We start from the raw sequence: 13,035 nt of genomic DNA, 5'->3' as shown, positions 1-13,035 counted from the left end.
GCTGGTTGACGAAGCCTGCAAGGGGTTTGCGGGTCGTGTTTACGGAGAATTGACCATGAAAAAATATACTCAATACTGGATGGGTGCACTGGTGATGCCGCTGGCCATGAGCGTGGGCCTGGCTCAGGCTGGCGACATGGCCGACGATGGCAAGATGATGGATGAATCCGCCACGATGGCGGAATCGCAGGGCATGGCTGCTGAAGGCATGGGCGGGGATATGACGGGTGACATGGCCGACGACATGGGCCATGGTATGGAAGAGCCAATGAACGACACCATGGCTGAGCCGATGATGGCCGACGACAAGATGATGGACGCCAAGACCATGGATGAGTCCGGCGGCATGTAGTCACGCCGGTTGGGCGCTGGCGGAGAATGCCGTCTCCGGCCGCCCCGGCTACCGCCGGAGTGCCGGAGACGCTTTGGGATGTGGGAGCTGATGACAAGAACGGTACTGATCATTGAGGACAACCCCGGCATCGCCCAGTTGGTGCGGATGCACGTGGAGGATCTGGGGATGACCGCGATCCACTGCGACCGGGGCGACAGCGGCCTGGAACGTTATCGTCAGGGCGGCATCGACCTGGTGGTGCTTGATCTAATGCTGCCGGGACTGGACGGCCTGGCGGTCTGCCGGGAAATCCGCAGTGGCCCGGGCTATGTGCCGGTGCTGATGCTGACCGCCAAAACCACCGAGCTGGACCGGGTGCTGGGTCTGGAAATGGGCGCAGACGATTATCTCACCAAGCCGTTCAGCGTGGCTGAACTGACGGCGCGCATCAAGGCGCTGTTCCGGCGAGTTGATGCCATGGGCAGCGCCGGGCAGGACCCGGGAGACGACGCGGTGATTCACTGCAATGGCCTCACCATCGATCCTGGCCGGCGCAAGGTCAGTACTGGCGGCCAGGACGTGGACCTGACGGCACGGGAGTTCGACCTGCTGATGCATTTCGCCAGCCATCCCGGGCGGGTATTCAGCCGTACCCAGCTACTGGATGCCGTCTGGGGTTATAACCACGAAGGCTACGAACACACCGTCAATACCCACATTAACCGCCTGCGCAACAAGATCGAAAGCGATCCCGCCACACCACAGTACATCCAGACGGTCTGGGGTGTTGGATACCGGTTCGGGGACTGACCCATGGTGAAAACCCTCTACACCCGCCTCGCCCTTGGCCTGTTTTTGCTGTTGGTTGCCATTGGCTTGCTTTATTCCTTCATCAGCCTGTATTCGTTGCGGGAGTTCAACGCCTCGGTGAATCAGGAGCTGTATCGGGATCTGGCGGAGAAACTGGTGCAGGATCGCAACCTGGTGGATGAAGGCCGGTTGGATGAGGCTGCCCTGAAGCAGCTGTTCAATCTCTACATGACCATCAATCCGAGCATTGAAATCTACCTGCTGGATACCTCCGGCCGGATTCTGGCGTACTCCGCCGATCCGGATAAGATCAAGCGCAACTCGGTATCGCTGGAACCGATCCGCCGCCTGCTAGGAGATATGACGGCCTACCCGGTGCTGGGTGATGATCCCCGTAGCCATGAACGGCAGAAAATCTTCTCGGTGACCCCGGTTCCCTCGGCGCAGAGCCCGGAAGGGTACCTCTACGTGGTGCTGCGGGGGGAGGAATTCGACAATGCCGAGATGCTGGCGCGGGACGGCCGTTTTATTGAAATGAGTGCCTGGGCGGTGGCCTTCAGCCTGGTTGGCGGCATGCTGGCCGGGTTGTGGCTGTTCCGGCAGCTGACCCGGCGGCTGAGCCAGCTGACCGAGTTGGTGGAACAGTTTGAAACCACCGATATGGCGCACCATCCCCGCCAGACCTGGCAACAACAACGCCCGGTGGTACGGGACGAAATCGATTTCCTTGGCATGGCCTTCGACCGCATGGCTGAGCGCATCGCCAGTCAGATCGACCAGCTGCAGGAGAAAGACGCCCTGCGCCGGCGTCTGGTGGCCCAGGTTTCCCATGATCTGCGTACGCCGCTGGCATCGATGCAGGGCTATGTAGAAAGCCTGAAAATGAAGCGGGCCAGCCTCAGTGACGAGGAACAGCAACAGTTCCTCGATATTGCCCTGGCGGAATGCCGTCGGCTCAGCCAACTGGTGGATGAGTTGTTTGAGCTGGCAGCGCTGGAGGCTCAGGAGAAGAAACCCCGACCGGAGCCCTTCCCGCTGGCGGAACTGATCCATGACGTGGCGCAGAAACACACGCCCAAAGCGGCAGGCCGCGACATCACCCTGCGGGTGGAGGGCTCGCCGGCACTGCCGCCGGCTTATGGTGACCTGGGCATGACCGAGCGGGTGCTGGACAACCTGATCGGCAACGCCATTGCTTACAGCCCGGCGGGCGCTGACGTGGTGTTATCGATGACGCCGCAGGACGATGGCCTGCAGATCCGGGTTCAGGACACCGGGCCGGGCATTCCCGAGGCCGACCTGCCTCATATCTTCGATGCCTTTTACCGCGGTGCCTCGGGCAATGCCGGTGGTCATGCTGGTCTGGGCCTGGCCATTGCCAAACGCATCATGACCCTGCAAAACGGGCACATCCGTGTGGCCAACCGGGATCCGGCCGGCACCGAGTTTACCGTCTGGTTGCCAATTGCCAGTTGAGCGCATCCAGCGCCCGGCCATCGGCGTATTGTTATGGAATTGTGAGAAATTGCTCATCACCCTGTGAAATGACCGCGCCATGCTGGAGTCTGAAGACAACAGACCTGGCCCTGTCGGGGCCCAGAGGTAACAGCGGGGCTTTTGAGGCTTCAGCGAGTTAAGAGAGGTAAATGAAATGAGACGCTATGCAGTCAGTTCCGTATTCATGCTGAGTCTGGTCATCCTTGGTTGGGGGCTGGGCGGCGGCGAGTCCATGGCTGAACCTTCGCGCTATGCGCCGGATCAACCGAACCTGGAAGTGGCGACCTTTGCCGGCGGCTGTTTCTGGTGCGTGGAAGCCGGGTACGAGAAAATTCCGGGGGTGGTGGAAGCCGTCTCGGGCTACACTGGCGGCCACCTTGCCAACCCCACCTATCCGCAGGTGGGTACCGGCAATACCGGCCACACCGAGGCCGTTCAGGTCTACTACGACCCGACCATCATCACCTATGAGGGCCTGTTGCAGGGGCTCTGGCGGATGATGAATCCCACCGATGCCAACGGACAGTTCGTCGACCGCGGGCTGCAGTACCGCCCGGGAATTTTCTATCACAACGCGGAACAGCAGCGTCTGGCGGAGGCCGCCAAACAGGCGCTGCAGGCGTCCGGTCGCTACGACAAACCGGTGGTGATCGAGATTACCCCGTTTGAGGTCTTCTACGACGCCGAGGACTATCATCAGGATTACTACAAGAAGAACCCGATCCGCTACAACTTCTATACCTTCAACTCCGGCCGCTACCAGTTTGTTGACGAGGTGTGGGGAGAGGATCGCTACATCGATTTCAGTCAGTTCCAGCCGGCACCGGCGGCGGGCGCGATGGGCTTCGACCCGGCCGCTTTCGTCAAACCTGACGATGACGTACTGAAACAGCGCCTGACGCCGCTGCAGTATGACGTGACTCAGGACGATGGCACCGAACGTGCGTTCAGCAACACTTACTGGGATGAAAAGCGCGCCGGTCTGTATGTGGACGTGGTTTCTGGCGAACCGCTGTTCTCCTCCGACGACAAGTACAAGTCCGGTACCGGCTGGCCCAGCTTCACTCGCCCGATCAACCCGGATGCGGTGTTGGAGCGGGAGGATCGCAGCCTGTTCATGACCCGGGTCGAAATCCGCAGCAAGTATGCCGACTCTCACCTTGGCCATGTGTTCGAGGATGGTCCGGCGCCCACTGGCCTGCGTTACTGCATGAACTCTGCGGCCCTGCGCTTTATCCCCCGTGAGCGTATGGAAGCGGAAGGTTATGGTGCCTATCTGGATCGGGTGACCGCGAAGGCCACGGAAATGTAAGCCGAGACAAGGCGAAGACAGGGGCCCGCACCGTTGGCCGACGGTGCGGGCTTTTTTGTGTCCGGCGAGAGGGGCGGGGTAATCACCGCGTCGTTGCTGATGCTTCCGGGCAAGCCCGTTGGATTATAAAGTGCTGACATTTCGTAAGAAATGTGCGAAAAACCGTAAGAATTACCCGGTACCTTGGTGCCTGACGTCGGTTGGCAGAGGACCCCATTGCCAACCGATCAATTCTCTCTGGGGTTAAGGAAAAGCAAATACTATGAATTGGTATCTGGAAGTCATGAAGAAGTATGCGGTGTTTACGGGACGCGCGCAGCGTGCGGAATACTGGATGTTCTTCCTGTTCAACTTCATCATCGCCTTCGCCCTTGGCTTTATCGAGGGCCTAGTCGGCAGCCCGGGTATACTTGGCTTGCTTTATAGCCTGGCCGTGTTGATCCCCGGCATTGCGGTCTCTGTGCGACGGCTGCACGATACGGATCGTAGTGGCTGGTGGCTGCTGATCGGCTTTATCCCGCTGATTGGCGCGATTGTATTGCTGGTGTTTCTGGTCCAGGACAGCAAGCCAGGTGAGAACCAGTTCGGCGCTAACCCTAAAGGCGTCTGATCTGGCCATTCAGCAGCGGACTTGTATCCGCTGCTGAATGTTGCCATTGTTCAAATCAACCCCGTTCCGAGCGGTGTGGCAGGCCCATGAAATCCATACTGATGGTTGCGTTTATTGCCGGCCTGACGGTGACCTGCGGTGCACTGTACCTGGCCTGGCAGCACAATCCGCAATGCGAATACCACTGTGAGGGCGTGATTCACTGGAGCAATCTGCTGCCCCTCGGGCTGAGCTGGTTTGCGGTTACATTTGCCGGGCTGCTGGTGGTCGCGCTGCCTCTGTGGCTGGCGGGAAAGCGACGGCAATGACGGTCTAACCACCGGGGGAGCCTGCATATGCATAAGAGCCACGGCGATCTCACCATTTCGCTGCCACCCTGGCTGGCGGATTACCAGAAGGGCTACGCCAACTCGGTGTCGGTCCACGACCAGATGACATTTGTGATTGGAGCCTCCCGGCGTAATGTGATCGAACAGACCGGTGGGCCGTTTGCTGCAGGGGTATTCGAGGTCGCAACCGGCCGGTTGGTCGCGCTGGGCGTGAACCTGGTGGAGCAGCAGAGCCTGTCGGTGTTGCACGGAGAAATCCTCGCCCTCATGTTAGCCCAGCGGGCGTTGTCCAGTTACGACCTGAATGCGGCCCAAGGTGCGCCCTATGGGCTGGTGACATCGGCAGAACCCTGCGCCATGTGCCTGGCGGCCATTCCCTGGTCGGGGGTGTCACGGGTGGTGGCCGGCGCCACCGACGCAGATGTGCGGGCGATTGGGTTTGATGAGGGTCAGAAGCCTGCCGACTGGCGTGCGGTGCTGGAACGGGCGGGTATCCAGGCAGTGGCTGAAGTCTGCCGGCAGGAGGCGGCGTCTGTTCTGCAGGCGTATCAGGCCAGTGGTGGCGTGATCTATAACGGTGGTCACAGCCACAAATCCGCCAACGGCGTCTGCGGATCGAAGTGATGCTGCAGCTGCGCCTGCAACAGTTCTGCCGTGGCCAAGGCATCGGTCAGAGCATGATGAGGCGGGTAGTGAGGCAGGTGATAGCGGCTGCGGCTGTCATTGAGGCGGATCGATAGCGGCTTGTCACCGCGTAACTTACGCCACCAGTTTGGGTGTCGGTTAGGGTGAAGATGGGCCTCGATCGCCATGGTGTCGATCACCGGAAAGCGGATGCCTTCGTCCAGTCGGTACTTCAGCGCCACATCCAGAAATGGCCGTTCGATGGCCCGGTAGTGAACCACCACAACCTTTCCCGCCAGTGCGGTCAGCAATTCCTCAACAATCTCGCCAAGATCCGGCGCATCGCCGATGTCCGTGTGGGTAATGCCGTGAACGGCCACTGACTGTCCGTGTAAGGGCAAGACCGGCCGCACGACCCAGTGACGGGCGCTGGCCCCCTGAATGCGGTGATAGTCAAAGTGCACCAGACCAATGCTGACGATGGAGTGCCTGTTTGGGTCCAGCCCGGTGGTTTCAAAGTCCATCGCCACCATCGGGACTTCGGCAATCGGGGTGTTGCCGTTCGGACAGCCGGCCTCGAAGAACGCCTTCAGGCGCGGATCCCGGGCATTCGCTGCACATAGGGCCAGCTGTTCCGGCCAGTCGGCCGTGGCCTGGGTCATATCAGCTCCGCCGCTCATTAGACCGTGGGCGTCCCGATCCGGCCTGGTAGCGGAAGCGGAGGAATTTCTGGGCGCTGCTGACCACCTGGAAGGCGTCTTTGAGGTGGTTACGCTCGAAGGTCGACAGGTCTTCCGGCCTGACGTTATTGTCGGGCTCGCGGCCATCCTCGATGGCCAGGGCCTGGTGGCGGATGCGGACAATGGCAATGAATTCGAGGGCATCCCGGAGGTTCTCGACACCGCCCTCGGGCAACAACCGTGTTGCACCGATATCCCGCAGTCGCTCGAAGGAGTTCTGCGCGGTGGAGCCTACCGCCAGGGCATGAATACGGATCAGGTCCGACAGCGGTGCGGTGCCCCGTCGCTTGAGGTTGAAGGTGTTGTTCTGCTTGCCGTCCTGTTCCATGACGAAGGTGCGGAAGAAGCCCAGCGGCGGTGTCCGGTTGAGGGCATTGCGGGCAAGGAAGGCCAGGAAACGGGGGCTGTCGCCGGCCTTGCTGGCGATCAGGGATTTCAGCGCCTCGGCCATCCCGGTGTCACCATAAATACCATCCAGATCAAAGAAAATGTTGCTGTTGAGCAGGGCCTCGGCCTTGGGGTTTTCGATCCAGTCGCTGAAGTACGCCTTCCAAACCCGCAGCGGCTGCCGCCACTTTGGATTGGTGGCCATGATGTCACCGGTGCAGTAACTGTAGCCGCAGTCGGCAAGGCCATCACTGACAAACTTGGCGAGGGCGAGGAAATAGTCGTCGTGCTGCGCAGGGTCAAAACTGTCGTCGAGGATCATGGCGTTGTCCTGGTCGGTCACCACCAGTTGTTCATCCCGGGCCATGGAGCCCAGTGCCATGAAACAGTAAGGCACCGGGGGTGGCCCCAGCGTCTCTTCGCCAAGCTCGAGCAGGCGCTGGGTGAAGGAGCGACCGATGCCTGCCATGGCACTGCCGATAATGTGCGAGTTGGCGTCCTCGTTGACCATGCGGACAAAGCTGGCGTGGACGTCCTTGCTGACTTTTTTCAGACCCTTGACGGAGTTCTGGTGGTAGATGTTGCTGACCAGGTAGAGGCTGTTCTGGGATTCGTACTTGATCACATCGCTCAGGGATATCACTCCCCGGGGCTCCCCTTTGTCCACCACCGGTAAGTGATGGACGTTGTTGTGGAGCATGCTGAGCATGGCCTCAAAGATAAACTCGTCGGCTCGAATCGTGATCAGCTCGTTCGACATGATGTCCTGGATCGGGGTTTCCGAGGGCAGTGCGTCCACCAGCGCACGGGTGCGCAGGTCACGGTCCGTGACTATGCCCGCCATTACCGCTGGTGACTGGCTCTCGTCCATCAGCAGCAGGGATGACACCCCCTGTTCGGTCATGATCCGGGCGGCCTCCTGCAGGCGCACGGTGGTGGGTGCGGTCACCGCCGGCCGACCGATCAACCGGCTGACCTTGGCGGTCATCAGATCGTTGCCCTGTTCGCGGTTCGAAATGGCGGAACGCAGTCGGGTGCGGTCCTCGATCTCCACGTAATCGGCGAAGTTGTCGTCGCTTTCCCACAGGGTCTGGAATACCGCCGCGGGAATCAGATAGAGCAGACTGTCTTCCAGGGCATTGGCGGGAAAGCGTACGGTCTTGTTCATCATCAGCCCGAACTGGCCGAAGAACTCGCCTTCCTCGAGGCGATTGTAGAGTTCCCCGGAGCGGCGGTAGATCTCCACTGCGCCGCTGCGCAGGTAATACAGATACGTGCTGGGGTCGCCAAAGCGGCAGATGGCTGTGCCGGCGCGGACATAGGATACTTCGACGTTGCTGGCGATCAGCTCCAGCAGCGATTCCGGCAGTTCATCGAACGGTGGGTGCTGGCTCAGATGGTTGCGGATCTCGATCAGCTCGGCCTGCATGCCTTGCTCCGGTTAAATCGTGCATGGAAATGATTGAACGTACCGGCAATATAGCAGTTCAGGCGCAGGTCGAGGACTGCTCGGAGCTGATCCGGACCTGATTGCGCCCATTCTGCTTGGCCTGGTAGAGCGCCTGGTCGGCCTGTTTCAGCAGGTCGTCGAGATTTTCATGGGCGCCGGCGAGGTGCCCGCCAATACTGACCGAGACCGGCAGGCCCAGAGCCTTGCCCTGGCTCTCAATATTGACCCGGATACGCTGGGCGGTGTGCTCAAGGGTTTGCAGATCACAGGGTGAGAGAAGCACCACAAATTCATCGCCGCCCCAGCGTCCGGCTATGTCGTAGGGACGCAGGCAGGCCTTCAGCCAGTGTGCCACGTCGCAGAGGATGGCATCCCCGGTCTGGTGGCCGCGCTCGTCGTTAATGGCTTTGAACTGGTCAACATCAAGCCAGAGGATGCCAAAGCCACTGTTTTGCCGGCGGGCACGTTCCAGTTCGGTAGCCAGGGCCTCATCCAGCGCACGGCGGTTGCCCAGGCCTGTGAGGGCATCGACCCGGGCCAGGCGGTGCAACTCATCGGTACGTTGGGACACCTGCTCCTGAAGGTTCTCGGTAGACGACCTGAGGGTGCTGGCCATGTCTTCAAAATGGGCACTGAGCTGGCCGATTTCATTATCCGGTTTGGGCAGTTCGTGCAGGGCGAAATTGCCTTCCCGGATCTGATTGACCGCTTGCTCCAGCGCCACGACCGGTTTCAGGACCCAGCGCCTGACCAGACCGTGAAACAGCACCAGAGTCAGCAGCAGGGTGATCAGAAATACCGCCACCAGGGGCCAGAAGAAACTGGGCGGTATCAGGGTGTCCAGGTCGAGCAGGGTGATTTCAAACCAGCCGATGGCTGGCAGGTAGGCAACACCCGCAAGGTGACGGCGACCATCAATGGTCACGAAACTGCTGGCGATGGCGCCTTCTTCGCCGCCGCGGTTTTTCAGCATCTGCAGCATGCCGAGCATCTTCTGCTTGTCGTCTTCGGCCTCGAACAGCAGGTCGATCGTGTTCTTCTGACCTTCCGGCTTGATGATGCTGGCAAAATCGATGTAATTGCGGTCCCGATAGAGCTGGATGGCGCCATTGAAATCAACAAACAGGGTGGTGATGCCGTCCTTGCCGACATCGACGATATCACGAAGAAAAGCGTCCAGATCCAGGCCGGTGCCCACCATGCCAAGCACATCGCGGCCGTTGCCGCGAATCAGCACATCAATCCACAGTTTGGTAACCCCCAGCTCGGTATCCGGATTGACGTTGAGGTGGAAATCGCGGCCCTCTTCAATGAGCCGGAAAAACCAGGCGTCTTCGGCTTTGGCCGGGTCGAGCTGATAACGGAACTGGTCGCCGTCGAACTCGTTGTCGGCGTTGTTGAAGTAGTAATGGAGGTTCTTTCTCAGGGCGACAAAATAGTTGTTGTCGCGGAAATTGTTGCGGAAGCTTTCCATCTGGCGGATGGCGGTTGCCTGCAGGACCGGGTCATCCGGGTTGTCTGCCCATTGCTGGATCGCCAGCGAATCGGCCATCTGGCGGGCCAGCCCGATTTCCCGTTCCAGGGATTGCAGCAGGCGGGCACTGTCGTAACGGACCTGGATCTCGGCCACTTCCTGGCCCCAGCGCTCCATGATGTCCCGGGACAGTTCCCGGTACGCCAGCCAGGATGCCAGCGCCGCAATAAGGGTCAGCATGGATGCCAGCGTGAGAATCCGGGTGTTGAGGCTCAAAGTGAGAATCCGTTCACATTAGTTAGGTTTTGCATGATAGCCCAGCGTCACTGAAATTTACCAGATGTGGGCATACCTTGAGAAATTGTCGTCGGCAGGGCGTGATAGATCGAGGTAGGGAAGGAGCGGGTCATGGGGATAGTTCCCCATGACCCGGCTTGGTATGGATAAGGGAGTGAAAGTTACTGGGCCAGGGACTGGAAAATGGTGCCGCCACCGCAGGCATCACCGTTTTCATAGTCTTCAGTCACCACGTTGGCGATCCAGTTATCCAGCAACTCCAGTGCCTCAGCGTGCGCCAGGCTGCGCCCAATCGGCGGCATCATCCGTTGCGGGTCATTGTCGCTGCCCACCCGGCAGGACACGATCGAGGCATCGGGATCACCCGGCACGATCACGTGCTGGCGCCCGCAGGAGCCGCCGCCGGTCGCCGTTGGTTTCTTGCAGATGCCGTAGCTGGCGTTGACCGGACGGAAGTGATCCAGATAGAAGCCGGTGTTGGAGGCGGCACCACGGTCGTTATGACAGTGCTGACAGTTGACTTCGAGGTAGGCGCGTGTGCGTTGCTCGATATCCGCTGCTGAGCCGGCCTCCTCACCACCATCCCCGGGAACGTTCCAGTGGGGCAGACGCTCAACGTTGGTGGCAATACCCCGGCCGTCGATCGTGAGAGTCGGCATGCCGGTGATCAGCCCCTGGTCCTGCCAGTACTGCAGCTGGTTGAGCTGGGGGAAACCGCCTTGCCCCTGAGTACCCATGAAGCTGGACTCCGGCGAATAGGGCCGGTTGAGGTTGCGGGGTTTGGGGCCAATCGGAGCACTGCCGGAAGCAACATCGTCGTTGCTGTGGCAGGTGATGCACTGGTTGGCGTTAGGGATGGCGTAATGGTCTGTGGAGCCACTGAGCAGGCGGCCGGAGTTGCTGTCCTGGTAGTGCCAGCTTACGGCCCGGGTGCCACCGCCCATGGCCAGGTTGGCCACCAGATTGCCACTGGCATCGGTCTCCCAGATGTAGGTCAGTCCGTCCCAGAACGGCTTGCCGCTTTCGCCGACCCGGCGGATCAGCAGACGGGTTTCTACCAGTTCTTCGGTGCCCTGGCTTTCATCGGTAAAGGTGAAGGTTTTGGCAATCACGGTGCCGTTGGGGAAATGCAGCGCACCGTTGAGGTTGCCGCCATTCTGACCGTCGTAATAGATCGCGCGGGTGCCAGGGGGAATGAAGGCCACCCGATACTTGGTGGAGTAGTCCGAGAACAGCTTGCTGTTCAGCACAAACGGTACCCCGCCTTCGTTGGGGGTGCTGCGCGGATCCTGGGCATCGGCGAACAGGTTGTACTGGTCCAGACGCGGGCAGTTGACCTCAAGGGCACGACGGTTGACGCTGCCCGGGCTGACGTTGCGCTCGCACAGGCGGTTGATGTACTCCTCGGAGGGGGCCGGGTCGATGTCGCCACTAGGCTCATAGGGCGGAATCACCACCCGCGGCAGGGCGGCCAGGGTTTGACCAAAGCGCGCCTGGCAGTCATGAACCGACGCATCAGTGTCGGCCATGGCACCACTGGCACCTTCAAGAATTGACTGGATGCCCTCCGGGCTGAGGATGCTGGGATCCTGTTCGGCGGCGGCCAGCACCAGTTCCAGACCCTGGGTGCCGTGGAAGTTCATGTAAGGCTGGCTCTCTGCGCCCAGATCGTTGCTGTGGAAACAGGAGCCCCACTGGGGCAGCTTGCGCTCGGCCATGGCATTGAACTTGTAGGCGTTGTAATGACAGGCCGGGTTGGGGTGAGCATTGGTGTGGATCGGTTTGCCGTTCTCGTCCATCGGCACCGGCTCGCCATTGGCATCCAGTGGGTAACCGCAGTCGGCGTCGAGGTCATCCAGCAGACCGTCCCAGACAATGTGCGCACCTTTGCCGGGATTGCTGGCATTCTTGATGCCGATCAGCGTTGGCAGCACGGTTTCCACCTGGCCATCGAGGACCGCTTCAAGGTCTGGTGGCGGCAGGTCGTAGCCGGAATTGCGCATAATGTTGTTATGGATGTGAAGACCCTCGGTGTAAGGGTCGAGCTTCTTGTCAGAGGTCTTGTCCTTGCCGTCGATCAGCTCATAGCTGGTATAGATCACCGCTGCGGTACTGTGATCCTCGAAGACGTTGTTGAAGATCTCGATGTTGTCATAACCCAGGGTGATGAAACCGGTGCCGCGGGGCACCGCTGACACCAGCCCGCTGTGGGCAAAGTTGTAGGTGTTGTTGTTGCTGGCGATGTTATTGAGCATCACCGAGGTGTCACCGTACTGGGTAATGTTCTCCAGATCGTAGATCAGGAAGCCGCCGGTGTTGCACTCGGCCACGTTGTTGTCGTACTCACCACCCTGGACATTCTCGATCTCAAAGCCCATGACGTTGTAGACCGCGCGGCTGTTGCGGATGATGGCGGTGTTGGTCTGGCCAACGTAGATGCCGGCATCGGAGGCGCCTACGGATTCGGAGTTTTCCACCAGAATGTTTTCTGACTCGACCGGGTAGATGCCGTATCGGCCACTGGCGGAACTGGGCACGTAGTCCACGGCCGGGTCGCCCTCGTTAAAGGGGGGCGCGGTACAGGCGACATGCAGACGTTCACCGTAGTTGTCGGCGGTGATTGGGGTGCCGCCGCCGGACCAGATGGCGCGCACATCCCGCAAGGTCCCCCACTTCACACCCTTGAGCTTGAAGGCGTCGCCCGGGGAGTCGAGTATGGTCAGGCCCTCGACGGTAATGCCGCGGACATTAAGTGCTTCCAGGCCTGTGACGTTGACGCTATTGCGGAACGAGAGAACGGTCTCGTCCTTGCCGCATCCCTCGATGCGGATGTTCTCGGTGGCCTGGAGCAGCAGGCCCTGGTCAAGCTCGAAAAAGCCACAGCCAAAGGACATGACGTCGCCGGGGCGCATCTGGATCATTGCGGCGACCATGTCGTTGGTTGCGCCGGTACCCGGATTGATGGTGAAAATCCGGCCATCGGAAAAGCGGTCGACAGGGCCCTTGGCGGTCTGGTCACCCGCGACCGCCTGGTTGTTGTCACGGTCGCTTGCGGCCGGGGCATCACTGCCACCGCCAGAACAGCCCGACAGCAGGGCGGTGGTCAGAGCCACCGCCAGACCCGTCGAAGTGAGATTCTGTTTCATAGAGTGTCTCTCTTATTATTGTGTG

11 protein-coding genes are annotated in these 13,035 nt (G+C 60.2%); 7 read left to right on the top strand and 4 right to left on the bottom strand.

Going from position 1 to position 13,035, the window contains the following annotated elements; genetic code table 11:
- The first annotated feature begins 55 nt into the window (after positions 1-55).
- The 7 genes from BLV11_RS15060 to BLV11_RS15030 all read left to right on the top strand — a co-directional run bounded on the left by BLV11_RS15060 (position 56) and on the right by BLV11_RS15030 (position 5,516).
- Positions 56-352, top strand: coding sequence for a hypothetical protein (locus BLV11_RS15060; protein ID WP_139173225.1), 297 nt, complete (start codon positions 56-58; stop codon positions 350-352).
- 90 nt (positions 353-442) lie between these two features.
- On the top strand, positions 443-1,144 hold the full coding sequence (locus BLV11_RS15055) for a response regulator transcription factor (RefSeq protein WP_091813258.1): 702 nt from the start codon (positions 443-445) through the stop codon (positions 1,142-1,144).
- Between the two features lie 3 nt (positions 1,145-1,147).
- Entirely contained in the window at positions 1,148-2,620 is a 1,473-nt protein-coding gene (locus BLV11_RS15050; RefSeq protein ID WP_091813174.1) for a sensor histidine kinase, read from the top strand.
- 175 nt (positions 2,621-2,795) lie between these two features.
- Positions 2,796-3,953, top strand: coding sequence for a peptide-methionine (R)-S-oxide reductase MsrB (gene msrB / locus BLV11_RS15045; protein ID WP_091813172.1), 1,158 nt, complete (start codon positions 2,796-2,798; stop codon positions 3,951-3,953).
- 262 nt (positions 3,954-4,215) lie between these two features.
- Positions 4,216-4,563 carry a DUF805 domain-containing protein gene (locus BLV11_RS15040; RefSeq protein ID WP_091813170.1) on the top strand — a complete coding sequence of 116 codons (348 nt, stop codon included), beginning with the start codon at positions 4,216-4,218 and terminating at the stop codon, positions 4,561-4,563.
- Between the two features lie 86 nt (positions 4,564-4,649).
- Complete coding sequence (locus tag BLV11_RS15035; protein WP_139173224.1) at positions 4,650-4,871, top strand: hypothetical protein; 222 nt, start codon at positions 4,650-4,652, stop codon at positions 4,869-4,871.
- A 27-nt stretch (positions 4,872-4,898) separates the two neighbouring features.
- A complete protein-coding gene (locus tag BLV11_RS15030; RefSeq protein ID WP_091813165.1) occupies positions 4,899-5,516 on the top strand; it encodes a nucleoside deaminase in 618 nt (205 codons plus the stop codon).
- On the opposite strand, the gene BLV11_RS15025 is transcribed toward BLV11_RS15030, so the two are convergent.
- The 4 genes from BLV11_RS15025 to BLV11_RS15010 all read right to left on the bottom strand — a co-directional run bounded on the left by BLV11_RS15025 (position 5,474) and on the right by BLV11_RS15010 (position 13,010).
- A complete protein-coding gene (locus tag BLV11_RS15025) occupies positions 5,474-6,178 on the bottom strand; it encodes a 3'-5' exonuclease (protein ID WP_245725984.1) in 705 nt (234 codons plus the stop codon). The genes BLV11_RS15030 and BLV11_RS15025 overlap by 43 nt on opposite strands.
- 1 nt (position 6,179) lies before the next feature.
- Complete coding sequence (locus tag BLV11_RS15020) at positions 6,180-8,072, bottom strand: putative nucleotidyltransferase substrate binding domain-containing protein (protein WP_091813161.1); 1,893 nt, start codon at positions 8,070-8,072, stop codon at positions 6,180-6,182.
- A gap of 58 nt (positions 8,073-8,130) precedes the next feature.
- Entirely contained in the window at positions 8,131-9,843 is a 1,713-nt protein-coding gene (locus BLV11_RS15015; protein ID WP_091813159.1) for a diguanylate cyclase domain-containing protein, read from the bottom strand.
- Positions 9,844-10,025: 182 nt separating this feature from the next.
- Entirely contained in the window at positions 10,026-13,010 is a 2,985-nt protein-coding gene (locus tag BLV11_RS15010) for a parallel beta-helix domain-containing protein (RefSeq protein WP_091813156.1), read from the bottom strand.
- Positions 13,011-13,035 lie beyond the last annotated feature (25 nt).

This window comes from Marinobacter mobilis, from assembly GCF_900106945.1.
GTDB lineage: Bacteria > Pseudomonadota > Gammaproteobacteria > Pseudomonadales > Oleiphilaceae > Marinobacter > Marinobacter mobilis.
Note: the sequence above shows the minus strand (reverse complement) of the source record. Positions and strands in the feature narration are given on the sequence as shown.

Coding starts and splice junctions, on each gene's coding strand:
- BLV11_RS15060 (WP_139173225.1), top strand. CDS start 56: ATGAAAAAATATACTCAATACTGGATGGGTGCACTGGTGATGCCGCTG.
- BLV11_RS15055 (WP_091813258.1), top strand. CDS start 443: ATGACAAGAACGGTACTGATCATTGAGGACAACCCCGGCATCGCCCAG.
- BLV11_RS15050 (WP_091813174.1), top strand. CDS start 1,148: ATGGTGAAAACCCTCTACACCCGCCTCGCCCTTGGCCTGTTTTTGCTG.
- msrB (WP_091813172.1), top strand. CDS start 2,796: ATGAGACGCTATGCAGTCAGTTCCGTATTCATGCTGAGTCTGGTCATC.
- BLV11_RS15040 (WP_091813170.1), top strand. CDS start 4,216: ATGAATTGGTATCTGGAAGTCATGAAGAAGTATGCGGTGTTTACGGGA.
- BLV11_RS15035 (WP_139173224.1), top strand. CDS start 4,650: ATGAAATCCATACTGATGGTTGCGTTTATTGCCGGCCTGACGGTGACC.
- BLV11_RS15030 (WP_091813165.1), top strand. CDS start 4,899: ATGCATAAGAGCCACGGCGATCTCACCATTTCGCTGCCACCCTGGCTG.
- BLV11_RS15025 (WP_245725984.1), bottom strand. CDS start 6,178: ATGACCCAGGCCACGGCCGACTGGCCGGAACAGCTGGCCCTATGTGCA.
- BLV11_RS15020 (WP_091813161.1), bottom strand. CDS start 8,072: ATGCAGGCCGAGCTGATCGAGATCCGCAACCATCTGAGCCAGCACCCA.
- BLV11_RS15010 (WP_091813156.1), bottom strand. CDS start 13,010: ATGAAACAGAATCTCACTTCGACGGGTCTGGCGGTGGCTCTGACCACC.